The organism is Psychrobacter maritimus (genome assembly GCF_029953575.1).
In the GTDB taxonomy this organism is placed as follows: domain Bacteria; phylum Pseudomonadota; class Gammaproteobacteria; order Pseudomonadales; family Moraxellaceae; genus Psychrobacter; species Psychrobacter maritimus.
This window is the reverse complement of sequence record NZ_CP124526.1, coordinates 2258543-2284665: the sequence shown is the minus strand read 5'-3', so window position 1 is coordinate 2284665 and position 26123 is coordinate 2258543. Positions and strand designations below refer to the sequence as shown.

Sequence of the window (26123 nt, the reverse complement as noted above, 5' to 3'; positions counted from 1 at the left end):
AAGAATGGACTGTAGTTTTCTGTCTTTATCCGCTGGGTCTATTAGCAATATTGATCGCAGGCAAGCGCTTATTGGCGCTAGCTAGTAATCAAATTCACTCCTTATTAACTGCTTATTTATAAATGGCAATAAATGAGCGACGGTTGCTATTCTTATCTATCTTTTTATCTATCTTTTTGCAGTTTGATAACGGCGATATTTTGTTATCACGTCATAAATGCTTAAGCAGTTATCAATAGATCAGCGGACAAAGCAGGCGGTTATAATATTAAATCTCCATCCTCAAGGTGATGGCAATCCACTTTCTATGAGTCATATCGGTCGCTTACATCTCTATGTTAAGATTGATAAGCAAGCATCTGTTTGCTTATCAATCTTTTTTTAAGGGGTTGTTATCAATTCTTTAGTACCAAAAATGTAACAAGTCCACTACCAAATGTATTCAAACCGTACGGCTACGTAACTGCAATTTGCCATATTTTTTAGCCAATTACTAGAATTTTCTTTATAAAGGCGTTTATATAGTATTGTTTATTCACACTGAATTTATGCCAGAGAGTGATAAAATCCTTTGTTTATCACGCTTTTTTCATCACTTCTTCAATGTTGCTGAAAATATCGTCAGGATTTATGAGTTAAGAAAGCTCGAAAAAAGCGCTCAAACTCTTGCTAGGAGCCGTGCCTTTGCGGTTGTGTTTTGGTAACGATGAATTGTAAAAGTAACCTGATAGCGCCATTATTAGCACAATGTATGGCAGGCGACACATTTGTAGCGGAGGCGATATACGTCTATATAAATGTGTATGATTAAAAAAGTGCTTAAAAAAACGTCTTGTTTGTTATTTATCATTTTTAGGAGAGTCAAAAATGACGCGTAAATCTATTGTAAAACCTATGTTGCTAGCAGCCGTATTGGCCACTTCTACCGTTGGCTTAACAGGTTGTGGTTATAACAATCTGCAAGCGCAAGATGAGCAAGTCACTGCGTCGTGGTCGGAGGTGGTCAACCAATACCAGCGCCGCTCGGACTTGGTGCCAAACTTAGTTAAAGTTGTGCAGCAATATGCGGAGCAAGAACAAGAGGTATTTACCCAAGTTGCTGCGGCGCGCTCACAAGCTGGCGGTATCACCATCACTCCAGAGCTGCTCAATGACCCTGAAGCGATGGAGCGTTACGCTGCTGCCCAAGACCAGATGACTGGGGCACTATCACGTCTAATGGCGGTTTCTGAGCGTTATCCTGATCTAAAGTCAGATGCGTTGTTCCAAGACTTGCAAGCTCAGCTTGAAGGCACGGAAAACCGTATCGCTGTGGCGCGTAATCGCTATATCCAAGAAGTTCAAGGCTATAACACCACAGTGCGCCAGTTCCCAACCAATATTACTGCCAAAGTATTTGGTATGGATCCAAAGCCAAACTTTAGCGTTGCCAATGAAAAAGAGATATCGACTGCACCCAGTGTAGACTTTGGTGATGACGATACGAAGACCGCTCAGTAAAGTAAAATCGTGGCGGATAAAAATAAGTGTTTATAGTGAGTTTTTCTATTGAGCGCTTTTATATCCGTCGCCTTGCCGTTAGCTTGGTTTTGCAGCCATTAATTTAGTCCAGATGTTATTTGAGGTGGTATAGATTAGATGAATAATTCAAAAGCACTTTTATCCGCATTATTATTCACCCTAAGCATCGCTAGTGGCTCGGTGCTGCATGCTGCGCCCAATACCGATGCTAATACCAACGGCAGTGTTAATGATAATATTGCTGTCGCTAGCGATAGCGCCTCAGATATGCAAAATCGTAGTGTCGAGGATTTGGTGGCGATTGCAAAAGCCGCAGAATCTAATGAAGCCCTTAACGATGCCGTCTTAGGTAACGAAGCGATTAATGAGGCCATCATTGGCAATGATGCTATTAATCCCAATGCGGCAAACGCTAATAATGGTAGTGGCGAAAAAGGGACAGGCGCGTCGACAGCCACTAAACCAGCTGTGCAGTCGAGTGCCAAAAGTGTCGATGCTGATAAGCTCATCCTAAATTCACCCGTTATTGATCAAGCCAATATCTTAAACCCGCAAGAAAAACAACGCTTAGAGGCGCAGCTAAGAGGTATTTATCAGCAAGGTTTGGCGCAAGCTGCGGTTGTCATTGTACCGACGACCAATGGCATGCCAATCTTTGACTATGCGTTACAGGTCGCCGAAAAATGGCAGCTTGGTAATAAAGACATTGATGATGGCTTGCTGATGGTCGTCGCCGTCAATGACCGCGATATGTACATTTTGACCGGTTATGGGTTAGAGGGTGTGTTGCCCGATTCTGCGGTCAACCGTATTATTCGTGAAGATATTACGCCGCTATTTAAGCAAAATGACTATGGCGCTGGGATATTGGCCGGCGTTGGTGCCCTGCAAAATCGTCTGACCGCTGACCCTGAAGTGTTGGCGCGTGCCGATGCGCAAGCGGCTGAACGCAGTCAAAGCCAAAGTGATATTGGTGAAAATCCATCACCGGTGTTTTTATTCGTGATGGCGATGATATTTGGTAGCTTTATTACCAGTATCTTTGGGCGCATCTTTGGTTCTATCCTGACTGCGGGCGGTTTCTTTGCAGGCTCGCTTGCCTTGGGCGGCGGTTTCTTTATGACCTTAATTATGGCGATATTTTTATGGCTGTTTTTAATTTCGCGCGGCTCAGGTGGCGGGCGCGGTGGTCGTGGAGGACGCGGCGGCGGTGGTATGGTGTTCTTACCGGGTATGGGCGGCAGTAGTGGCGGCGGCTTCGGCGGTGGTGGTTTTGGCGGCGGCGGCTTCGGAGGAGGTGGCGGCGGCTTTGGCGGCGGCGGGGCAGGCGGCTCTTGGTAAAGGCGGTTTTGATAAAGGCGTGTTAGGTTCAGACATTAGATGACTGCCAGCAATGGCGTACTTGAGGAAATAATATAATGGTAAAAAGCAATTCGTCGCAGGCAAGTTTTGCTCGTTGGTGGCGTCAAGTACTGTTTGTCCCTATGCTGCATAGCAAATGGCTAACGCCAGCGGCTAAAGCGCGGCTGACAGAGCAGGTGACGTTGGCTGAGCGTGGGCATCGCGGTGAGGTGTTTTTAATTATAGAAAATCACTTACCTGTCCAAGATGCCTATCGTCTTGATTGTCGTGATCGGGCGATTGATTTGTTTAGTGAATATCGCGTTTGGGATACGGAAGAAAATACGGGTGTTTTAATCTACGTCAATATCTGCGAGCATAAGCTTGAAATCGTCGCGGATCGCGGTATTAGCACGCATGTGAGCCCGACTGTGTGGCGCGCCATGTGTGAAAAAGCCGTTTCAGGTATTGCCAATCAAAAAACTGAAGAAAGCTTAGCGGAGCTACTAGATGAGGTGGGTCAGTTATTGCGTCAGTATTATCATCTAGGCGATGATCCCGCCGGTAATGAGCTGTCTGATACTGTGGTATTTTTAAAATAGCGTTTTTAATACTGTATTTTTGAAATGGCTTTTATGCAGTAGCCCTTATTATGAAGCAACCCTTATTATAAAGTTACCATTATTATAAAGTCACCCTTATAAAGTCGTGTTTATAGCTGAATGCAAGGGTTTGCTGTTTGTCTATGGGGTTTTACGGCCAATTGAAATATAATAGCCTTTATAGATATACCCCGCTGACAAACGCAGCGCTTAATAAAAGCCACTACTGGAACACTATGATTGAATTAATAAAGAAATTACCCAAAGCAGAGCTGCATTTGCATATTGAAGGCTCATTAGAACCGGAGCTGATGTTCAGATTGGCGAAAAAAAATAATATAGACATTCCTTATAATGACATCGAAGATGTACGCCGCGCCTATAATTTTACCAATCTACAAACCTTTTTAGATATCTATTATGCGGGCGCCAATGTCCTGATGACCAAAGACGATTTCTACGATTTAACGTGGGAATATATTCTAAAATGTGTTGAAGACAATGTCATTCATACTGAGATATTTTTTGATCCGCAAACCCATACCGCAAGAGGCGTGCCTTTTGCAGCCGTTATTACGGGTATCAAAGAGGCACTCGATGATGCTAAAGAAAAATACGGCATCACTTCTTGCATTATCATGTGTTTTTTGCGCCATTTATCGCAAGAAGAGGCCTTTGAAACCTTAGAAGAAGCGATGGCGTTTAAAGACGATATCATCGGTGTCGGTCTTGATTCTTCGGAGCTGGGTAACCCTCCTGCCAAGTTTAAAGAGGTCTTTAAAAAGGCAAAAGAAGCCGGCTTTACATTGGTCGCCCATGCTGGCGAAGAAGCCGATTTTTCGTATATTTATGAAGCGTTGGATTTACTGGGTATTAGTAGAATCGATCACGGCGTGCAATCGATAAAAAGTGCCGCATTGATGCAACGCCTAAAAGAGGAGCAAATGCCGCTGACGGTTTGCCCAAACTCTAATATCGAACTTAAAGTTTTTGACAGCTATCAAGCGCATAATATCAAAGCGCTGTTAGATTATGGTCTTAATGTCAGCGTCAACTCCGACGATCCTGCTTATTTCAAAGGCTATATCAATCAAAACTTTATCAATCTATGTGAAAATCTGCCGCTAACGGAAAACGATATCATTACTTTGGTAAAAAATTCTTTTAGATCATCATTCATAGATGATGAATTAAAAGAAGCGTACTTAGCGAGAGTTGATCTTGCGCTGCAATAAGCATTGATGTAGTAAAGCACTGATTGAATAAAGCACTGATTGTATATATCTTTAATAATAAAGGTTAACGATTGATATCAATCGTTAAGCCTTTTGTTTTGTAATTTGCTATTATTTTAGGGTCAAGCGATTATAACGCAGTGATTTTTTGGATTAATAACGGCATCACCATTCCTGCTTTTTCCGCTAAGGTGATATCCACGATGGCATTGGGTGTCGGATTTGGGTTTATCTCGATGATTTTGGCACCATTATCTTTTGCTAACTGTGCCAGCCCAGCGGCAGGGTAGACGAGACTTGACGTACCAATACTGATAAAAGCTTCGCAATCAGCCGCCGCTTGTTCAGCCGTCTCCCATGCTTGTACGGGCAACGCTTCACCAAACCAAACGATATCTGGTCTAATATAACCATCACAATGCGGACAGTTAATCAGCGCCTCACTATAATCCATAGTGTCGGCGCTGCTGTATGAGCCTCTAGACTGCTTCTGATAGGGTGTCTTACATTGGCTACAGCGATTACGCCATAGATGTCCATGCAGATGAGTGACTGTACTGCCAGCCTGTTCATGCAAGTCATCGACATTTTGAGTAATAAGCGTTATGTGCTGGCCAGAGGATTGGCTATGATACTGCCACTGCGCTAAGGCGTCATGGGCGGGATTTGGTTTTTTATCGGCGACCACTTGTCTGCGCCACTGATACCATGACCAGACCAGCTTTGGGTCACGTGCAAAAGCCTCTGGCGTCGCCAAATCTTCAGCGCCATAATTTTCCCAGAGGCCTGTTTGCTTATCTCGAAAAGTGGGAATACCGCTCTCTGCGGAAATCCCTGCGCCTGTTAAGATACAAATGCGCTGTTTTGCGCCAAGTAGTTTGGCCGCATGGTCGACTTCTGCTATTAACGCTGCTGATAATTCTGCTAACATGACCTAACCCTTATTAACAATGGATATAGACTTCTATGATAGATGGAATGTGGTGGCTTGTCATATTGCTGGCAGTCGTCGTTGGATTATGGTTTTTGGCAAAATCGCGCGCACCAAAAGTCGCTGATAAGCACAGTTCAAAGTCGACAGGTATGAAGACACCGATAAATGATGCGCTGCAAAAAACCTCAGAGTTGCTAAAGCAGCATTTTCCTGACTATCGTGTCAACCGCAAAGCCAATCATTTGCTTATCAGTAAACAAGATAAAAAAATTGCCATGATTACGATTGATAAAAAGATTGCCGCCGGTCAGCGCCGTTTGGGTGACGTACCTGTAATTAATTATCACCGTGTACCCAGCCGCGCTCAATTAACCGCAAATTTACAGGATGCAGAGTAGGGTTATATAAATTAAATGGTTTTAACAACTCTATGTACAACATTTTATCGATGTTAGCGCACAACGATAGGCAGCAGTTAAGAACGCCAAGCGTTGCTGTCAAAGGGTTATAGAGATGATAGGTGAGACTAGGAAAAGGTAAAATACTACTGATTATGGTGATTGGTGCGCTCGGCGGGAATCGAACCCACGACCCTCGGCTTCGGAGACCGATACTCTATCCAACTGAGCTACGAGCGCATAATTTATTGACTAACACCGTACTAATTAACGCCCTGTATAAACGAGGATAATTAGCTGTCGTTAATACTGCGAGACGTCTAAAAATTAAGACCGCTTAGTCTAACAAATAAAAGCCATAAAGCCAATGAATGAAGGTCGCTATTGAGGTTTTTTAAGAAAAAACACCATAGTCAGCAAACAGGCATGGCAATCTACCTGTCTTTTCCCTTATAATGTCAGGGAGAATCCATATTTATAATCACCGATTACAAGCGCGCCTGCATGCGGGATGGCTGTTTGCTATTGATAACTGGTTTGGTTGTCAAAGGAGGACAGACAGAATGTCCAAGCCGTGTCGGCCCTTGTATACGCAATAAGAGAACGTGACGAATGAGAAAAGTAGTTATGTTATCGGCAGCTGCCATTCTAGGAATCGCTAGTATCGCTGTGAGCCAAGCTGAAAGTGTTGTAGACACTCCTGTAACCATCTCTGATGTTGCAGAAGGGCAAGACGTTGTCGAAAATGCGCCGCAAAAACTGGGTGATGATACCCAAGCGGCTGCAGATACCACCGATGGGGCTGCACCTGCTGACGCCGCTGCAACTGCAACAGACGGTGCTGATGCCGCTGCGCCAGCTGAAGCAACTGCCGCTGCAGCACCTGCTGCTGAAGAGCCAATTCCAGAGGACACGCCGCAAGTACAAAAGCTGATTGCTTTGTATCCTAACTTGATTGCTCGTATTCAACCTGTTGCTAAAGTATGCTTTGAAGACGACGAAGTCTGTGACGTGACCGCACGTTCTGCTGGTCCAGCTGCAGGCGATGGTCCTCGTGATGGTAAAGATGTGTATAACGCTGTCTGCCAAACTTGTCATGCGTCAGGCTTACTTGGCTCACCTATGTTAGGTGACGCTGGTGCTTGGGGACCTCGTATCGCAAAAGGTACAGAGACTTTGTATACCCATGCTATCAACGGCTTCAACGCCATGCCGGCCAAAGGCGGCGCGGATATTCCTGATGAAGAAGTACAAAGCGCGGTTGATTATATGATTGGTGAAGCAAGCTAGTTATTAGTTATTATTTGCTAGTTATTATTTGCTAGATAATAAGCTACATTTAGCCAAATGATTTTTAGGCTGATGAGTTAACTGTGTAAGCATGATTTATTGCTAATAAATCTATTCAGCCCTTTAACGCCTGTATTGATAAAGCGTCTATTTCATTTAATGAGGTAGGCGCTTTTTTAATGATGAGTATTATCAATATGATACTTCTCATAGGGCACAGTTGAAATTCATTGCTAGTAGCCTCACTTTATGACATTACATCGTCTCTTCTAGATATTAGTATACTAAAAATACCAGTATGCTAAAAATCGCTGTCCATACAAATTTATAACCAATAAAGAGGTATTCATGTCTGAAGTACCAGCACTTGCTATTCAGAATTTATCCAAAACCTATAGCAATGGGTTTTCGGCACTCAAAGATGTCAGTTTAACCGTCCCGCAGGGTGGTTTTTTTGCGCTGCTTGGGCCAAATGGTGCTGGTAAGTCAACGATGATTGGCATTATTAGCTCACTGTTTAAGCCGACGGCCGGTAGCGTAAAAATTTTTGGCACGGATTTATTAGAAAATCCCTCGGTGGCCAAGCAATACCTTGGGGTCGTGCCGCAAGAGTTTAACTTTAATCAGTTCGAAAAAGTGGAAGACATCTTGATTACTCAGGCGGGTTACTTTGGTATTTCTGCCAAAGAAGCACGTCCACGGGCAAAACGCCTACTGACCGCGCTTGGTCTATGGGACAAACGTGATAGCAAATCACGCGAATTATCAGGCGGTATGAAACGCCGCTTGATGATTGCTCGTGCATTGATTCATAAGCCAAAACTGTTGATTCTTGATGAGCCAACGGCTGGTGTTGATATCGAGCTGCGCCGCTCTATGTGGGAGTTTATGCAGCAGATTAATATCGAAGAAAACACCACCATTATTTTGACCACGCACTACCTAGAAGAAGCAGAGCAGCTGTGTAAGCGTATCGCGATTTTGGATCATGGTGAGATTCGTATTAATACAGAGATGAAAGATTTACTCGCTCAATTGTCGGTTGAGACTTTTGTTTTTGATTTAGAGACGCCGCTTACGCGTCAATTAGATTTGACTGGGATAACGGGATTGTCGCAGCCAGATGAGCAGACGCTGGAAGTGACTTTAACAGAAGGCGAGTCGTTAAATGGTGTCTTTAACCAATTATCAGAGCAAGGCATTACTGTGGCGAGTATGCGTAACAAGGCCAACCGCTTAGAAGAGTTATTTATGCGCTTGGTAGACAAAAATATCGATAGTGCAGACAGTATGAAGGAGGCGGGACTATGAGTCAGGACATGAGTGATATGAATAAAGCAGCACAGGTATCTCGTCCTCATGACGGCTTAACCATCGCCCAAAAGTGGATTGCATTTCGCACTATCTTAGTCAAAGAAGTGCGCCGAATTTTACGTATTTGGCCGCAAACGTTGCTGCCGCCAGTCATTACTATGAGCTTATACTTTGTCATCTTTGGTAAGATGATTGGCTCGCGTGTTGGTGAAATGGGCGGCGTGCCATATATGCAATTTATCGTACCCGGTCTCATTATGATGTCGATTATCACCAACAGTTACTCTAACGTGGTTTCGAGCTTCTTTAGTGCTAAATTTACCGCCAGTATCGAAGAGCTTTTGGTCTCGCCGGTGTCTAAGCATGCGATTTTGATGGGTTATATCAGTGGTGGTATCTTTCGCGGACTGGCGATTGGTATTATCGTTTCGATAGTGGCGCTATTCTTTACTGACCTTGGTATCGAGCATTTATTTGTGACGGTATTTACGGTGCTTGGCACCTCTATCTTGTTTTCATTGGGCGGCTTTATTAACGCAGTATTTGCCCGCTCATTTGATGATATCTCCATCATTCCAAGCTTTGTACTAACACCACTGACTTATCTTGGCGGGGTGTTTTACTCGATGGAAAATCTGTCACCATTTTGGCAAAACGTCTCGTTATTGAACCCGATTGTCTATATGGTGAATTCGTTCCGTTATGGCATCTTGGGATATTCTGATGTCAATGTTTGGTATTCGATGGCGGCGATTTTTGTATTCTGTGCGATATTTTATACCATCGCTTATCGATTATTGAGTAATGGTTCACGCGTACGCTTGTAGCATGCAACGTTTAAAAGGTCGTGCTTTTACTGTCTGCTTGAGCTTATTGCTAAGTCACTAATTTTGTTAAATTTTAACGCTTTAATATTAGGAAGATAAATGAGTATTCACGGTATCTTGGGTGAGCAAACCACCGACTATCCGACTGAGTATAGTCCAGAGACGCTATATCCGATTGCTCGTAGTATGGGACGTGATGCGATTGGCTGGCATGATGAAAAACTAAAAGTCGGCGTTGATTGGTGGCAGGCGTTTGAGATGTCTTGGTTAAATTCCCAAGGTATTTCACAAGTGGCTATCGCTCGCTTTGGTATTCCCGCAAGCTCGCCATTTATCGTTGAGTCAAAGTCGCTTAAGTTATATTTAAACAGTATTAACTTTACTGAGTTTTCTGGCTGGGACGAGGTGCAAGCGCTGATAGCCAAAGACTTATCAGCCTGCGTACAAGCAGAAGTAACCGTTGAGCTATTTGATTTAAATGATGACCTGAACGATAAAGCAACAGGCTTATTGATTGCACAACCTGAAGGTGTTTGCATCGATGAGGCGCTTGCAAATAGTAGTGAGAAAGTAGCGCTAACGGAACATCCTGATGCGTCATTATTAGCTAAAAATGAAAGCGATTTGAGAGACTCTGAAAAAGAAGTTGGCAAAAATTTCAGCTTTTATTCTAACTTGCTGCGTAGTAATTGTCCGGTGACCAATCAGCCAGATTGGGGCACATTGGCGGTTTCAATAAGCAGTGAAAAGCCAGTTAATACTGCTAATATGCTGCGTTATATCTTAAGCTTTCGTCAGCATAATGGTTTTCATGAGCAATGTGTCGAGCAGATATTTGCTGATTTGAGTCAATACTATCAGCCAAGTACATTGATGGTTCGCGCATGGTATACACGCCGCGGCGGTATCGATATCAATCCTTGCCGTGTCAGTGATATGAGCTTATTACCTAAACCAAGCCGTTTAATACGTCAGTAGGTAAAAGGTTGGCTTTTCATCAGTTACTGAGCAATTAGTGTAGACATAAAAAAGCGCCTATCTTATTCACTAAGATAGGCGCTTTTCTATGACATAAGTTTTATTAATAAAACTATTTGCTGCTTACTTTTGAGATCACTTCTTCACGGCTGAGCATTTGCTTTTCTGCCTCACGGCGATTGACGTATTCGTATTTGCCTTCAGCCAAGTTACGGTCTGAAACCACGATACGATGTGGAATACCAATCAATTCAAGATCGGCAAACTTAACGCCTGGACGCTCGTTACGGTCATCAAGTAGGACATTGATGCCTTGCGCTTTTAGCTCTTCATACAAAGCGGTCGCCGTCTCCATGACGGTCTCTTCTTTTGACTTCATCGGAATGATAGCCACTTCAAAAGGCGCAATCGAGTCATCAACGGTTGGCGTTTTTGGCCACATGATGCCGTTTTCGTCGTTGTTCTGCTCAATAGCAGCAGCGATGATACGGCTAACGCCGATACCATAACAACCCATCATTAGGGTAACAGGCTTGCCATCTTCACCAGATACGGTAGCATTCAGCGCTTGCGAGTACTTATCACCCAACTGGAAGATATGACCGACTTCGATACCACGTTTGATTTTTAGCGTGCCTTTACCATCTGGAGAAGGGTCGCCTTCTTGTACGTTGCGCACATCAACAATACGAGTAATGCTTGCATCACGTACCCAGTTCATACCAACGGTATGTTTATTGACTTCATTCGCGCCCGTGACAAAATCTGACAAGGTGGCGGCTGAGCGATCAACAAATACTGGCATATCCAAATCAACACCGATAAAGCCTTTATGCAGACCCGCTGCTATGAGCTCTTCATCAGAGGCCATCGTAAGAGGCACATTGGCTTCTTCGATTTTTTCAGCTTTAATGGTATTGAGCTGATGATCGCCACGTAAAACGATAGCGATTAATTGTGGCTCACCATCTTCAGTATGACCATGAACGATTAAGGTTTTCACCGTCGTCTCTAGCGGTACGCCTAGATGTTCAGCAACCACTTTACAGCTGGTCATGTTTTCCGTTAAGACGTCTTCGCGCTCCATTTTTGGTGGCTGACGCTCAGCGGTGCTTACCGATTCAGCAAGCTCGACGTTGGCCGCATAATCAGAAGAATCTGAGAAGGCGATATCGTCTTCGCCGCTGTCTGCCAACACATGGAACTCATGCGAAGCAAAACCGCCGATAGAACCCGTATCCGCTTGTACCGCACGGAAATCCAAACCCAAACGGGTAAAGATTCGCGTATAAGCGTCATACATATCATGGTAAGTCTTAGCGAGTGACGCTTGGTCAACATGGAACGAGTAGGCGTCTTTCATGGTAAATTCACGCGCACGCATTACGCCAAAACGCGGACGAATCTCATCACGGAACTTACCTTGGATTTGGAAAAAGGTAATCGGTAACTGCTTATAACTGCGCAGCTCACCTTGGGCAAGATTGGTGATGACTTCTTCGTGCGTCGGGCCCAAAACAAAATCGCGGTCATGACGGTCTTTGAAGCGTAATAGCTCAGGACCATAATCGTCAAATCGACCGGTCATCTGCCAAAGCTCGGCAGGTTGAGTCATTGGCATCAGCACTTCTTGAGCGCCGACGTTTTGCATCTCTTCGCGAACGATGCGTTCGACTTTTTGCAACACGCGCAAACCCATTGGCAACCAGATATATAATCCAGAAGCGATTTTACGAATAAGACCTGCTCTTACCATTAATTGGCTTGAGGCGATATCAGCATCGCTGGGAGTTTCTTTTAGCGTGGCAAACAAAAATTGACTGGCTTTCATAAATAAAGCATAACCTTATCAACGATAAAATAAATAAGAAATAGTAGGATATTGAGCGTGTGCTTTGATGGCCGACGCAAGCTTACCTTTTATCACTTGGTAATAGTCTAGGACATGCCTAGCTAAAAAGTACTGCGACAAACAGTACATCAGTAGAAAGTGCGTTCATAAAACGCCTTGCAAAAAGGCTGGAACTTTTCATTTTGTATTAAACGTCCATATTGGCAACGTCATATTTTAGACATATAAGCCAGAAAAATAGGTGTACGCCAACATTTTGCTTATACAATCTGACTATGTTAGGTAAAGTTCGCCTAAGACGCAATGACTTTTTGTTTTTTCAGCCAGAACATTACTTAAAGAGCCAAATATGCTGGTTTTAATTCGATTATTTGCCAGTTTTAAGCATATTTATAGCAAATAATGAGCTGACTTCCTCGCCATAGCACTATTGAGAATTATGTAGAGTATTGGTAGTTATTACTTGAAGTTAACGCGCGCAACTAGCATTTATATCTTAGATTTTGATACTAAATATTTAGCTTTTTAACTCGCTTATAAAAACAAAAAAACTTTGAGGTAGCTTACATGACCAATCCTGAGAACCATTCTTCTATCAGTAATAATAATGCCAATCAGCCGCCTGCGAAAAAACCCATTGCACTGATGTCGTGGCTAGTATTGATTATTGGTCTTGCCGCGCTCATTTTTGCGATTTATAGTCTGCAAAAAAGTAGCAAAGAAGCGCCGATAGAGACCATTACCCGTGAAGGGGTGGTGATGCAGATTCAGAAATTGAATCGCTTGGAGACGGTGGCGTTTAGTGTTGATACTATCATTACCAGTCAAAAAGCAGGCAGTTGGATGAAGCTGTGGCAAGATGAGCAAAAGGGCTTGTTTATCGCTCGTGGGCGCGTAGAAGCGGGGATTGATTTGAGCGCTTTAACGCCTGAGATGGTACAAGTGATAGCGCCTGCTGAGGCTGCTATAAAAAATGCTGAAAGCGTTGATGCCAATAATCCTGTCTCTATCATGCCGCAGATTCATATTACTTTACCGCCATCAGAGATATTTTCGGTTTATCTAGACGATATCGAGATTTATGATTGGCAAACGGGCGCTTTTGGCATGATGCAGGTTGATCCAAAGATTTTGCAACAAGCGCAAAGTATGGCAAAAAAGGAAGTGCTTGAACGTGCTTGCCGCGGTGATGTGATGAATATGGCATTAGAAAATGCGCAAACCCAGTTGCAGCAGTTATTTTCATTAACTGGCGCAGTAGTAACGGTAACCACGCAGGGCGCAGGAGCATGTCAGATGCCAGTGACTAATGCTTAGACGGCTTAAATAGCTTAGATTTTAGCATTGTAAGGGGTTAGGACGAGGAGAGAGGTTTCGGTGTTCTGATAAATATCTTCGCCAGTTAACAGTTGTTGCTTGAAATGATGAGTAATAGGGTTATTATATTATATAGCAGGACTTATTTGTGATTAACGACAGACTTATAAATGCTGTCGTTCAAATAGGTCTATATCTCATATAATGTAAGAGGTGGCATCTATGACAACTTCTAATAATCAGCCGTCTGCCCATGAGAAGCGCAAATTAACCAAACATCCTAAAGCAAAAGGGTCGCTATCGTTTGCGACTTGGGTACTGTTAATCCTCAGTTTTACCTTATTCGCTTATGCCATTTACACCATTAAGACGCGGATATTAGAGTCAGATACTGATAGAGCGAGTGCGCCACAAAGTAGTTTGGTGCACATAGACAGCTAAGGCTTTTAAAATCATGACTGTTTTTTAAATTTAGAGCCGTTTACGTCTTATCTTTTAAATTCTGCAATCGCTAATTGCCGAGCCGCTTTGTGTTCAACTATTGGTATTGGATAGTTAATATTAGCAAACTTACTACCCTTAGCCAGTTCTTTACGCATTTTATCCTCGCTATGCAAGATACTGTCAGGAATATCTTTTAGCTCAGGCAGCCAAGTCTTGATAAATTCGCCATCGGTATCATGAGTTTTGGCTTGGCTAAAGGGGTTCATAATACGGAAGTAGGGCGCAGCGTCCGTACCTGTTGATGCACTCCACTGCCAGCCGCCGTTATTTGAGGCAAAGTCACCGTCTATCAGCTGCTGCATAAAGTAGCGCTCACCTAAGCGCCAATCAATCAGTAAGTCCTTGGTCAAAAACATCGCCGTGACCATCCGTAAGCGATTGTGCATAAAGCCAGTGGCATTTAGACAGCGCATTGCGGCATCAACTAAAGGCACGCCTGTCTTACCTGTATACCACGCCTCAAAATCATCCTTATTATATGACCAATGAATCTTACTATCTGTCTCTTCTTTATAAGCCTTGTGGCGGATGAGCGTTGGCTTATCTACTAAGACATGACGATAAAAATCTCGCCAAGCAAGCTCGCTTATCCAGCGATTAATGTCATTGTTGTCAGAGTTCTTAAGGGCGTTGCCATCATCACTGTGCAATTCTGCCAGCGCTTTTGTGGCTTGCAGATAACAAAGTCTAGGACTGATTGAGCCAATAGTCAGGTAGGCTGATAATTGACTAGTCGCGTGTAAGCTTGGCACATCGCGACTGATATCGTAGTTATCAATATCTTCGGCGATAAATTCCTCTAAACGCTGGCAAGCAGCAGCTTCACCAGCAGGGTAAGCTGCACGAGCGTAATCAAGCTGTGCGTCTGTATCAATGTGTGCTAATAGGCCAGTAGTTTGCAGTACCTTTTGATAGTCATCAACAGTTCCTTTACTTAATTTTTCGATATCTTTAATAGTCGTGGCGCTGGCTTTCGAGGTTTTTAGCTTGGCGTTGTTATTGTTATTTATAGCTGCTGCTTCATGCATTTGCATGGTGCTAACATCTAAGGTATGCCGCCATTTTTTATAAAATGGAGTGAATACTTTATACATGCTGTCGCCACCATTGGTGGTAATGCTGTGCGGCGGCAAGATACATTGGTCATGCCAGCGAATAAATTCGATATCGTTTTTTGCCAGTTGTTTGGTGAGTTTTTCATCACGCTCAATCTCATTGCCTTCGTACTCATGATTTGCCATCACACAGCTGATGTTATTGGCCTCACATAATGTGCTTAGCGCCTCGACACAATCAGAAAAGCTTGGACAAACCTGTACGTTCAATGTGATATTCAATTGTTTATGCAAAGATGTTGCTAAGATTGGCAAGGTGCGGGCGATGTGGTCGAGCTGTGTGAGTGACATATCGTGCGCTTGCCACTGTTCAGGCGTAAGGAAAAATATAGCACTGACTTGCGCCTTGTCTGCGTTCGCCCGCTCACAAAGTGCCGCCAACGCCGTATTGTCATGCAGCCGCAAATCACGACGAAACCACATTAAGTAATGCGGCATACTGACATTCGTATTACCCTGGTTTTCGCCCTTAGCTGACGCCGTGTTAGACATTCAATTATTCCTATTTTAGTCAATCGCAATCATAAACAAAACTACGAATAAAAGTATGCTAGGATAAGTTTTTGGATGCAATTGATTTGCTATGCGCTTAACAAATCAGCATCATTCCTTATGATTAGCATTTGGCGTAATATCGCTGTTGGTGGGATTTATAGAAGCTTTTATTTTTAGCCTATTATTTACTGCCTTTACCGAAATTTTAGCAAGCTTATAAAAAAAAGGTCATATAATGCACGTTAAGTTTTGCGGCTTTACCCAGCTTGATGATGTCAATACCGCTGTGCAGTTGGGTGTTGATGCAGTCGGTTTGGTATTTTATCCACCCAGTCCGCGTGCGGTGACGCTAGCGCAGGCGCAGATATTAAGCGCTGCCTTGCCTGCTTTTGTCAGTGTCGTGGCATTAGTGGTCAATATGCCTGAAGATGAGCTGATTGAACTGGCAAATAATATCCCTTTTGATATCATTCAATTCCACGGTGATGAAACGCCTGAGCAGTGTCAGCAGCTGGCAAGTGCCGTCAATAAACGCTGGATGAAAGCGCTACGTATCAATGCGGAGCAAGACACCCTTGCTAGTGTAAGCGCACGTATTGATAGTTTTGCTGCAGCAGGGGCGAGCAGTATTTTGCTTGATGCTTATCATCAGTATAAATATGGCGGTACGGGCGCGCGCTTTGATTGGAGCCTGATTCCAGATAATAGCTCACTGCCGATTATCTTAGCGGGTGGACTGGATGCCGACAATGTCGCTGCGACTCTTGATTTGCCTATTTATGGCGTCGATGTTAGCGGTGGCATCGAGGCTGATAAAGGTAAAAAAGACGCTGCTAAAATGCGTGCCTTTATGAAAGCAGTCAAGCGTGACCGATGGCAAAACGAGACGGTCACTGACGTCATCTAAGATAACTGCTATATTTGTGATATTTATTCTTATTTAAACGTTATTCCGACTTCCTGATTAAATCTAATTTTTCTTTATCCTAATATTTATACGACCAATCCTTATACTAAAAGATACCACCTATCGTAGGAATTATCATGAGTCATGCCACGAACAAAGCACCATCTGCTACTGCACAATCTATCAATACCTTTACCAATCCAACAGACGTACAAGACTTTAACCAATACCCTGACGCACGCGGACATTTCGGCGTTCACGGTGGTCGTTTTGTCTCTGAAACCCTGATGGCGGCATTAGAAGAGTTAGAGGCGCTATATACTAAAGTAAAAGCCGACCCTGCGTTTTGGGAAGAATATCATAATGACTTGGTCAATTATGTTGGTCGCCCAACACCGCTGTATCATGCTAAGCGTTTAAGCGATGAGGTTGGGGGCGCGCAAATTTACTTTAAGCGTGAGGATTTGAACCATACTGGCGCACATAAAGTGAATAACACCATTGGGCAGGCACTACTTGCCAAGATGTGTGGTAAGAAGCGTATTATCGCTGAGACCGGCGCAGGTCAACATGGCGTTGCGACGGCGACGATAGCTGCTCGCTTAGGGTTAGAGTGTATCGTTTATATGGGCGCGGACGATGTCGAGCGCCAAAAGATGAACGTTTATCGTATGCGTTTGCTAGGTGCGACCGTTGTGCCAGTGACTTCTGGTTCACGAACCCTAAAAGACGCGATGAATGAAGCCATGCGTGATTGGGTGACCAACGTCGATAGCACGTATTATATTATCGGTACGGTTGCCGGCCCACATCCTTATCCGCTATTAGTACGTGATTTCCAAGCGATTATTGGTAAAGAAGCGCGTATCCAGCATTTAGAAAAAACGGGCAAATTACCAGATGCACTAGTTGCTTGTGTTGGCGGTGGCTCGAATGCTATTGGTCTATTCTTTGATTTCCTAAACGATACTGAAGTCAAAATGTATGGCGTTGAAGCGACAGGTGATGGCATAGAAACCGGTCGCCATTCCGCGCCATTGGCTGCTGGCCGTATCGGCGTGCTACATGGCAATCGTACTTATCTGATGGCAGATGATGAAGGTCAAATTCAAGAAACGCATTCTATCTCAGCGGGACTTGATTATCCGGGTGTCGGTCCTGAGCATAGCTTCTTAAAAGATATGAAACGTGTTGAATATGTTGGCTGTACCGATAAAGAGTCATTGGCAGCCTTTCATGAAGCGACACGTAAAGAAGGTATTATCCCTGCGCTCGAATCTGCCCATGCGGTTGCCTATGCGCTTAAGCTGGCTAAAACCATGACCCCTAAGCAAACCATTATCGTTAATATGTCAGGTCGCGGTGATAAAGACTTGCATTCGGTAATGAAGGCAGAAGGGATTGAGTTGTAGTCGCGTATTTTATTGCGCACTATAAATCCGCTTTTATAAAATAAATTGATTGGCTCTCTCATCAAATCGTAGAGGGTCAATATAGCCAGTTTGAATTAATTGTAGAGAACACTATGACCCGAATTGAAAGCACCTTTGAAACCCTAAAAGCCCAAAATAAAAAAGCCCTGATTCCTTACGTGATGGCGGGCGATCCAACCCCTGATAACTTTGTTGGCTTACTACATGACTTAGTCAAGCACGGCGCAGATATGATTGAAGTGGGCTTACCGTTTTCTGACCCAATGGCCGATGGCCCAACGGTCGCATTGGCGGGCGAGCGCGCCTTAGCAGCGGGTACCAGTACGCGTGATGCACTAAAAATGGTGGCAGAATTCCGCAAGCAAGACACGCAGACGCCAATTATCCTCATGGGTTATCTTAATCCCGTTGAAATCATTGGTTATGATAACTTTGTCGCTTTATGCGAGCAGTCAGGCGTCGATGGTATTTTGATGGTTGATTTGCCACCAAGCGAGGCGGGCAGCTTTACTCAGCATTTAACTGAACATGCGATGAATGAGATTTTCTTATTATCGCCGACCACTTTGCCTGAGCGCCGTGAGCAAGTACTGACCCATTGCGGTGGTTATATTTATTACGTGTCGCTTAAAGGCGTGACGGGCTCAGCAACACTAGATACTGATGATGTTGCGACCCAAGTGCAAGCGATTAAAGCGGAGACCGATTTGCCAGTATGCGTGGGCTTTGGGATTCGTGATGCAGCATCGGCCAAAGCAATCGGTAAGCATGCCGACGGTATCATTGTGGGAAGTGCGCTGGTGCAAAACTTTGCTGATATCGATGCTAAAGATGCCTCTGCGGTTGCAAGCGCTCAGCAAAAAATCATGGCAAAAATGGACGAGCTACGCGGCGCACTCGATAGTTTAACGGTCTAATATTATATCGAACGTATTGGCATCAACGTGTGTATGGCTCAGCAACGTCATTATCTTACTATTTATAAGAGGGGCGATAGCTGTTTTTATAGAAAAGGTTATCGTAACTTTTATAACAATGTTTATAAAGACACGGTTAAATGACTTTGCTAAAGTTAGTTTACGTGTGTAAACTAACATCACATATAAATTGTTACAGTTGCGCGTAAGCGTACTTTATAACTGCTCATGTTATAAGGATATGTGACTTTTAAATTGATTCTTATAAACGGACTTCTTAGGGACAAGTAACTAAGCCAACTTGTCGATAAGCCTTTGATAATGGCGAATAATATGACTGATACCATAACACCAGACACTATAAATAATAATGCTGCGAATAACGGCGCTGCGCCAAATAATACCGCAGGACAATCGTGGTTTAACCGCCCGATACCAGGTATTAAGCAGCAACTGACCGCACCTTTAACGGCGGTAGAGACCGAACCGTCAACCAAATGTAGCAGTTGTCATTCAATGATTACCAATACCGCGCTGATTTTTAATTGCTATGTCTGCCCGCATTGTGACCATCATTTACCGATGAGTGCTCGTGAGCGCTTAAACTGGTTGCTCGATCAAGTAGAGGGTGAGCTAGGACAGCAGTTCACTGCCAAAGATCCATTGAGCTTTGTGGATAGTAAGCCGTACCCGCAGCGCATGACCGAAGCACAGGACAAAACCGGCGAGTCTGAAGCGCTAATTGTGATGTACGGTAAATTGCGCAATCTTGATATCGTTACTTGTGCCTTTGACTTCCGCTTTATGGGCGGCTCTATGGGCTCGGTGGTTGGCGACCGTTTTGTAGAGGCCGCTGAAAAAGCCCTTAAAGATAAATCTCCCTTAGTCTGCTTTGCTGCTTCTGGCGGTGCGCGCATGCAAGAAGGGCTACTATCATTAATGCAAATGGCTCGTACTGCGGCGGCGATTGAACGCTTACGAATTGCTGGCGTGCCATATATTGTGGTATTAACCAATCCTGTTTATGGCGGGGTGACAGCATCGCTTGCTATGTTAGGTGATATCCATTTAGCAGAACCAAAAGCCATGATTGGTTTTGCGGGCAAGCGCGTGATTGAACAAACGGTGCGTGAGACGCTAGAAGAGCCGTTCCAACGTGCTGAGTTCTTGTTAGAGCATGGCGTGGTCGATGAAGTGGTACATCGTCATCAATTGATTGATACCATTTATCGTTTGCTTGCAAAGCTATGCCGCGTACCGAATGTTGCTGCTTAACATGTGCTGAGCTGGTAAAAAAAACAGGCAATTGAGCTTATCAATACTTAATAGCAGGCTTAGCTTTGCCGACTAAGTAAAATTATTTCAGTATAAAATAAGAACGTTAGAAATAGCGTTCTGCTGGTATAAATTTTTCTCGCTTGCTGTGCGCTTCGCACTCCAGAGGCTTTGCAAAATTTATCCCAGCAGCACTGTATTCTTTTTAAACTGTATACTTTTTAAATTAAATCGACTAAGTAAGAATTACGAATAGCATTTATCGTTAATAACGGTAAATGCTATTTTTGCTTTTTGGTCAGGTAGTTATATACTATCTCTATTTTCTTAATGAATATCTTTTAAATAACTAGTTCCTAACCGACTATTTCAATATAGGTTCCGCTCATGTCTGACTCTTCACTTTCTACCTCTAACACTCCTACTGAGCACTCGAGTTTGACCGAATGGCTTGATTATATGCAGCAGATTCATGTCTCGGCGATAGATATGGGATTGTCGCGAGTATTGCCGGTTGCTGAGGCGTTAGGCGTGGTACAGTCAGCCAAAGACGATGCTTATGTATTTACGGTAGCGGGCACCAACGGTAAAGGCTCAACGACTGCGGTCATCGCACAAATGTGCCAAGCAGCAGGTTATAAAACGGCGCTGTATCAATCACCGCATCTGAGCGTATTTAACGAGCGCGTGCGTATCAATGGCGAGATGGTCAGTGATGAGACCTTAATTGATGCCTTTAGCAAGGTAGAGGCGGCGCGGTTGCGGTGCGCTTTAACCTTGTCATTCTTTGAGATGACAACACTTGCTGCATTATTAATCTTTGCCGAAGCAGATTGCGATGTCTGGGTATTAGAAGTTGGGCTCGGCGGTCGCCTTGATGTGGTCAATATTATTGACCCTGATATGGCAGTGATTACCAATATCGCTATCGATCATGTCGATTGGCTAGGGGATAATATCGAAGATATTGGCCGTGAAAAAGCAGGTATTTTACGTGAGGGCATTACTCTAGTTTATGGTGCTACTGCGATGCCAGCTAGTGTACAACAAGCGATTGATACGCATAAGGCAACTTGTTATCAAGCTGGGCAAGACTTTGATTATCGTGAAGTGGATGCCGACGTTTGGCAATACAGTAATGCCGCTGTCACCATGCAACTACCACGCCCAGCACTGTCATTGACCAATACGACCAATGCCTTATCAGCGGTGTTGGCAAGCCCATTAAATATTGATAAAAAGGCTATCGAACAGGCATTGCAGACGGTCAAGCTCGCTGGTCGTTTTGATTATCGTGAGACGCATAACCGTCATTGGTTGTTTGATGTGGCGCATAACGAGCAAGGCGTTGAGTTTTTATTGGCGCAATTATTACCGCTTTGGCAGCAGCATATAGCGAAGCAAGATGGCTCTGAACAAGTAACTAGTAAACCTGCCAGCATTAAAATGCTGTTTTCTATGTTGGGCGATAAGGATATCAATAAAGTCGTGCAACGTTTGACCGAAGCGGGCTTGCCTATTAGCGATTGGTTTATCGCTGAGATTGATTATCCACGGGCGGCGAGCACTGAGCAGCTGCAAAGTATCTTAGCAAGCTATGTCGATAGTGCGCAAATACATGAGTTTAAACGTTTATCAGAAGCCACCGATGCCGTTATAAATGACAGTCAAGCGCAAGACTTAATCGTGGTATGTGGCTCGTTCCATACGATTGGTGAGGCGCTAGCGGCAATTGCCGATGATGATTTAAGTTAAAATCGTATTTGTATAATGTTAATCTTAGCAGTAGCATGATGGCAGACAGTATGAAAAATATGCTTTATAATCAAATTGATTTAGCATCCTGCTATACAATGCTATGAGAGAGATGCTCGGCATAACCTTTATAAATGGATGGACGTAACCGGCGGCAATCGCAACTATTTAACTATCAAGGCTGTTTATCAAAGCGATTTAAACTATTTAAGTATAGTTTTAAGACGACAGCTTTGAAACGACAGTTGCGCCGCGCAATCAACCTTATTACCAACTAAGAGACGTAAACGGATGAACTTTTCGAGACAAGCCTTATTGGGCATTGGGATGATTATAGGCGGTAGCGTGATGCTATACGCCATGGTGCAACAAATTGGTGATAGCAACAAACTCCAACCAGCGTCAGCGATGATAGATAAGCCAAGCCCCGCACAAGAGTCTCCGCAGCCATTGACGACTGATATCGAGACTGAAAAGCGCATCTTGGCACAAAAACAAAAAGAGCGCGCTGCTCGTGTTGCAGAACAAGAAAAGCGTGCTCAGCAGTTCTTAACCGAACAAGAAGCGGCTGAAGCACAAGCATTGGCAAAAGCCCGTGCGGAAAGTCAGCAATATATGGCCAGTAGCGCACCAGCTGTTGAAGAAAGTAAAGAGTCAGAAGCTGCAAAAAACAACCTTGCAACGCCAACGGTAAAGCCTCGTACTGATAGCAACAGCAGCACTACTGCTTCAGCTGCAAATGATGCAAAAGCTCGCGAGCAGCAAAAAGCTGCCCAAGCACAACAAGAAGCTCAGCGCCAAGCCGCCCTTAAAGAACAAGCGGCTGCTAAGAAATTAGCAGATAGTAAAAAGGAAGCTGAGGCAAAAAAGCAGGCTGATGCTAAGAAACAAGCGCAAGCTGCCGCTGAGAAAAAGCGAGAGGTAGCAGAAGCAGCTAAAAATGAGCCACCAAAGTCGCCTTCTGATTACCAAGTAAAAAGAGGCGATGGGCTGATTAAACTGGCGCGGCAATATAACATGCCGGTAGAAGTCTTGGCACAAGCGAATAATCTATCACCTTCGACATCACTACAACTGGGTCAAAGTATTATCATTCCATCGCGCAAGCAGGTGGAGCGCTTAGCGCGTGAAGCAGCGGCAGCTGAGCAGGCGCGTGAAGACAAGCGTCAAAAAGAAGAAGCGTTAGCCAAGAAATCGGCCGATGCCAAGCGTGAAGCGCAACAGAAACTTAGTGAAGCGCGCAAAGAAGTGAAAGAAACCGATGCTAAAGGTAGCTTTGGCGTGCAAGTGGCCTTGGCAAATGACCAAGCCAAAGCGGATGAGCTGGCAAAAAAATTCCAATCTGCCGGCTATCAAGTAAAAACTAGTCCTACTAGTCGCGGTGTACGCGTTATCGTTGGTCCTGAGCGTGGTAAAGTTGCGGCATTGGCCTTAAAAGATAAGATTAATAGTGACCCCAAAGTTAATACGACAAGTGCTTGGGTCTTATACTGGCGCTAAAATAGCGTTTATGGTGCTGCAATCCGATAACTATTATTGCTAAATAAATAGCACAATTTTAATTAGGCTGGTTTATATTTTTATCGCTGTAGCTAATTTTATTCAAACACGACATCTATTGTCGTGTTTTTTGTTTTATCGTTTGCCGATTGGCGCAAGCTTGGTTACGATGAGCGCCGCTCTTTCCTATTTCTTTCTGTTCCTCTCTGTACTGTATAACCTGTCAGCCTACAAAGGCTGCCCTGTCGCGGTTGGCCATGTGTTGTCATTTTTTTTAGTGACATCAGCACACATAGCTGACGGCTTTCATTATGTATAAGGTAAAACCATGTCATTTGGCGTTATATTTTTAATATTGGCGGTTGGATTTGTAGGGCTGATCACCCTGCCAAAACTGTTTTCTTCTAAGCAAGTTGCTGAGCCTGAACCGCCGCCTGTACGCGGTGATGAGCTGGCTATTTGGCCCTTTGCGCCGATGCCCATTATGACGGACACGGAAGTGATATTTTTTAATAAGTTAAAAAATGCTTTGCCGGAATATCATATTTTTGTTCAAGTTCAGCTGTCACGTATCATCGAAGCCAGTAGCAGTGAAACCTCAGAACGCAGTTTTTGGTTTAATCGTATTTGTCGTCAAAGCGTCGACTATGTCATCGTTGATGTCGATGCACAGACTACTTTGCTCGCCATTGAGCTTGATGATTGGACGCATAGCAGTAAAGCGCGGCAAAAGGCCGATGATAAAAAGGATAAAGCGCTTGCCAGTGCGGGTATCGCTATCGTGCGTTTTCATGCCGAGCGTATGCCAAGTGCTGATATGCTGAGATATGAGCTGATGCAGGTGATTGAGAGTTATTAGTGTAAATTATTTTATTATCAGGCAAGTATATTTAAAAAATAAATCCTCATTTTTGTGTAATATTAATTATATATTTCTTTACTTTATAGATAGATTCCAAAAATAAATAGCTTATTTTTTTTAATAAGGAGTAAACTTAAGTTTCTTAGAATGGAGTGCAGTCTATGGTCTTAAGTGGATCTTCATAACTTAGATTCATAGGTTCATTTCTATCACTGTTTTTTGGAAGATATTTAAAATATAAGGATTATGTTATGAAGGTTTTTAAATTAACAGCATTAGCGTTTGCTAGCACTTTGGCATTGGCGGGTTGTGGTAGTGATAGCGACAACAATGGCTCTAATACTCCAACTGTTCCTACTAAACCTCCTGTCGATAACGGTCTTTCTGAGAGTGAGCAGGCAAAAGAGATGATTCGCACGGCCAAGCTTTTTGTCAGTGACAATAAGGCAGTCACAGAGGCTTATAAAGGTGCGAGTGATATCCTAACAGAAAAGCAAGAAGCACGTCTTAGCTATACCTTTGATGTGCCAAATAGCCTGCATTATTATATGCAGGAAAATGGTTTATCACAATTAAAGGCGACTGATATTATCGCTTTGGCTAATGATCAAGAGTTTAATAATACTTTAGGTGATTTTGTACTGACGCCAGAGAGTGGTTTTTTAGCAATATTAAATGCTGATGGACAATTTAAGCTATCAGGTACTACTAAGGTCGTGGTTAAAGAATACGATTATATCTATAATCCAAATACTGGTGTATATAACGAAACACTTGTTAGTCAAGATACTTTCACGAGTGCATTTGATGGTTTTGAAAATGCATTAAGTTCTAATACCAGCAATACTAGTTTCAATGGTGGTATTGGGTTTAAGAGTATAAAAATAGGGTCTGGAACTGACGCCGTCACTCTAAGCTCTACAACCAAAGGGTTTACGGTCAATGGTCAGTTCAGTGACAAAGTGGTGGTCGATGACGAATTTGATCTTAATGATGTCAACCGAGCGGGCATCACTTTAGAGAAGGCTACTATAAAATTAGGCAACTTGAAGCTGTCGGCTAATGATAGCGTAATTGAAGCGAAAGACTTTGAGTTTGCCGCGCTGGATATCAGTAAAAAGCTGAAAGATGGCCAATTGGTCGTTAGAACCATACCTTATAAATTTGCTGTCACAGGTAAGATGACCAAGCAAAAACCTAGCACGGATGTCACCATTACACTTAATGCTACTGCTAATGATGCAGATATCAAAAACTTTCTAACAGTCACTGACAACGGTAATATTGAAGAGACAGCCAATAAATATGTAGGTATGGAAGTTATATTGGTGCTTCAAGGTAAAGTAGCTAAAGAGGGTGCAACGGCGACGATTCCGCTTGACTTTCAAGCCAATCTTAAACGTACTGCACGTAACGTTGTAGAGCTTCGCGGTTTAACGGCTAGTGTAGACGGCAAAACACTTTTTGTCACCGGTAAGACTAATTTAGATAATGATTATAATGCAGTAAGTACTCAGTTTATCGTTGAGCAAAATAAAGCGTCGATTAAGTTAAGTGTCGATGCCAATGGTGATTTCATTAAAGATAAAATGGGCAAGCTAGGCGATATCATGGTTAATGGCAAAGATTACGGTGATTTAATGGATAATAAAGGCAAAATTACTGCTGTATTCCCTAATAGTAATGGTTCAGTTGACACTATTATTCTATAAATATAGTAATCATGTCAGTTCTCAAACGTGGTTAATAGC

At 43.5% G+C, this 26123-nt stretch carries 22 protein-coding genes and 1 tRNA gene; 19 read left to right on the top strand and 4 right to left on the bottom strand.

All coding sequences use genetic code 11. The annotated features are described in order from the left end of the window. Positions 1-867 precede the first annotated feature (867 nt). The 4 genes from QJS82_RS09735 to QJS82_RS09720 all read left to right on the top strand — a co-directional run bounded on the left by QJS82_RS09735 (position 868) and on the right by QJS82_RS09720 (position 4699). Positions 868-1500 (top strand): LemA family protein, encoded by a 633-nt coding sequence (locus QJS82_RS09735; RefSeq protein WP_201562725.1) that lies wholly within the window; start codon positions 868-870, stop codon positions 1498-1500. A 138-nt stretch (positions 1501-1638) separates the two neighbouring features. Beyond that, entirely contained in the window at positions 1639-2862 is a 1224-nt protein-coding gene (locus tag QJS82_RS09730) for a TPM domain-containing protein (protein ID WP_281490339.1), read from the top strand. Positions 2863-2939: 77 nt separating this feature from the next. After that, a complete protein-coding gene (locus tag QJS82_RS09725; RefSeq protein ID WP_201562721.1) occupies positions 2940-3464 on the top strand; it encodes a TPM domain-containing protein in 525 nt (174 codons plus the stop codon). Between the two features lie 236 nt (positions 3465-3700). After that, complete coding sequence (locus tag QJS82_RS09720) at positions 3701-4699, top strand: adenosine deaminase (protein WP_201620379.1); 999 nt, start codon at positions 3701-3703, stop codon at positions 4697-4699. Between the two features lie 130 nt (positions 4700-4829). Here QJS82_RS09720 and QJS82_RS09715 read toward each other — a convergent pair whose 3' ends face one another. Further along, positions 4830-5630, bottom strand: a complete 801-nt coding sequence (locus QJS82_RS09715) for an SIR2 family NAD-dependent protein deacylase (protein WP_281490338.1) — start codon at positions 5628-5630, stop codon at positions 4830-4832. Between the two features lie 35 nt (positions 5631-5665). On the opposite strand from QJS82_RS09715, the gene QJS82_RS09710 reads away from it, so the two are divergent. Next, on the top strand, positions 5666-6031 hold the full coding sequence (locus QJS82_RS09710) for a hypothetical protein (RefSeq protein ID WP_201620381.1): 366 nt from the start codon (positions 5666-5668) through the stop codon (positions 6029-6031). Positions 6032-6194: 163 nt separating this feature from the next. Here the strand turns inward: QJS82_RS09710 and QJS82_RS09705 are convergent. Further along, positions 6195-6271: transfer RNA gene (locus QJS82_RS09705), tRNA-Arg, on the bottom strand. Positions 6272-6643: 372 nt separating this feature from the next. On the opposite strand from QJS82_RS09705, the gene QJS82_RS09700 reads away from it, so the two are divergent. The 4 genes from QJS82_RS09700 to queF all read left to right on the top strand — a co-directional run bounded on the left by QJS82_RS09700 (position 6644) and on the right by queF (position 10440). Further along, the gene (locus tag QJS82_RS09700; RefSeq protein ID WP_201562714.1) at positions 6644-7321 is read left to right on the top strand and encodes a c-type cytochrome; all 678 of its coding nucleotides are present in this window, start codon (positions 6644-6646) and stop codon (positions 7319-7321) included. Positions 7322-7669: 348 nt separating this feature from the next. After that, entirely contained in the window at positions 7670-8632 is a 963-nt protein-coding gene (locus tag QJS82_RS09695) for an ABC transporter ATP-binding protein (protein WP_201562712.1), read from the top strand. Positions 8633-8649: 17 nt separating this feature from the next. Next, positions 8650-9462, top strand: coding sequence for an ABC transporter permease (locus QJS82_RS09690; protein WP_201562788.1), 813 nt, complete (start codon positions 8650-8652; stop codon positions 9460-9462). 99 nt (positions 9463-9561) lie between these two features. Then, the gene (queF, locus tag QJS82_RS09685; RefSeq protein WP_281490337.1) at positions 9562-10440 is read left to right on the top strand and encodes an NADPH-dependent 7-cyano-7-deazaguanine reductase QueF; all 879 of its coding nucleotides are present in this window, start codon (positions 9562-9564) and stop codon (positions 10438-10440) included. Positions 10441-10552: 112 nt separating this feature from the next. On the opposite strand, the gene QJS82_RS09680 is transcribed toward queF, so the two are convergent. Further along, a complete protein-coding gene (locus QJS82_RS09680; RefSeq protein WP_281490336.1) occupies positions 10553-12271 on the bottom strand; it encodes a proline--tRNA ligase in 1719 nt (572 codons plus the stop codon). A gap of 588 nt (positions 12272-12859) precedes the next feature. Between QJS82_RS09680 and QJS82_RS09675 the strand changes: the two genes are divergently transcribed. Both QJS82_RS09675 and QJS82_RS09670 read left to right on the top strand, forming a co-directional pair. Next, the gene (locus QJS82_RS09675; RefSeq protein WP_281490335.1) at positions 12860-13609 is read left to right on the top strand and encodes a DUF4230 domain-containing protein; all 750 of its coding nucleotides are present in this window, start codon (positions 12860-12862) and stop codon (positions 13607-13609) included. Positions 13610-13831: 222 nt separating this feature from the next. After that, positions 13832-14050 (top strand): hypothetical protein, encoded by a 219-nt coding sequence (locus tag QJS82_RS09670; RefSeq protein WP_281490334.1) that lies wholly within the window; start codon positions 13832-13834, stop codon positions 14048-14050. 47 nt (positions 14051-14097) lie between these two features. On the opposite strand, the gene QJS82_RS09665 is transcribed toward QJS82_RS09670, so the two are convergent. Beyond that, on the bottom strand, positions 14098-15720 hold the full coding sequence (locus QJS82_RS09665) for a cryptochrome/photolyase family protein (protein WP_281490333.1): 1623 nt from the start codon (positions 15718-15720) through the stop codon (positions 14098-14100). A 238-nt stretch (positions 15721-15958) separates the two neighbouring features. Between QJS82_RS09665 and QJS82_RS09660 the strand changes: the two genes are divergently transcribed. The 8 genes from QJS82_RS09660 to QJS82_RS09625 all read left to right on the top strand — a co-directional run bounded on the left by QJS82_RS09660 (position 15959) and on the right by QJS82_RS09625 (position 26084). After that, on the top strand, positions 15959-16630 hold the full coding sequence (locus tag QJS82_RS09660) for a phosphoribosylanthranilate isomerase (protein WP_281490332.1): 672 nt from the start codon (positions 15959-15961) through the stop codon (positions 16628-16630). A 137-nt stretch (positions 16631-16767) separates the two neighbouring features. Then, positions 16768-18042 carry a tryptophan synthase subunit beta gene (gene trpB, locus QJS82_RS09655; protein ID WP_281490331.1) on the top strand — a complete coding sequence of 425 codons (1275 nt, stop codon included), beginning with the start codon at positions 16768-16770 and terminating at the stop codon, positions 18040-18042. A gap of 113 nt (positions 18043-18155) precedes the next feature. Then, positions 18156-18980 carry a tryptophan synthase subunit alpha gene (gene trpA, locus QJS82_RS09650; protein ID WP_201629462.1) on the top strand — a complete coding sequence of 275 codons (825 nt, stop codon included), beginning with the start codon at positions 18156-18158 and terminating at the stop codon, positions 18978-18980. Positions 18981-19301: 321 nt separating this feature from the next. Further along, positions 19302-20255, top strand: coding sequence for an acetyl-CoA carboxylase, carboxyltransferase subunit beta (accD, locus tag QJS82_RS09645; RefSeq protein WP_281490330.1), 954 nt, complete (start codon positions 19302-19304; stop codon positions 20253-20255). A gap of 387 nt (positions 20256-20642) precedes the next feature. Then, positions 20643-22010, top strand: coding sequence for a bifunctional tetrahydrofolate synthase/dihydrofolate synthase (gene folC, locus QJS82_RS09640; protein ID WP_281490329.1), 1368 nt, complete (start codon positions 20643-20645; stop codon positions 22008-22010). 291 nt (positions 22011-22301) lie between these two features. Continuing rightward, positions 22302-23510, top strand: a complete 1209-nt coding sequence (locus tag QJS82_RS09635; RefSeq protein ID WP_281490328.1) for an SPOR and LysM peptidoglycan-binding domain-containing protein — start codon at positions 22302-22304, stop codon at positions 23508-23510. 328 nt (positions 23511-23838) lie between these two features. Further along, positions 23839-24369: a DUF2726 domain-containing protein gene (locus QJS82_RS09630; RefSeq protein ID WP_281490327.1), complete on the top strand. Its 531-nt coding sequence runs from the start codon at positions 23839-23841 to the stop codon at positions 24367-24369. 254 nt (positions 24370-24623) lie between these two features. Next, entirely contained in the window at positions 24624-26084 is a 1461-nt protein-coding gene (locus tag QJS82_RS09625) for a hypothetical protein (protein WP_281490326.1), read from the top strand. Positions 26085-26123 lie beyond the last annotated feature (39 nt).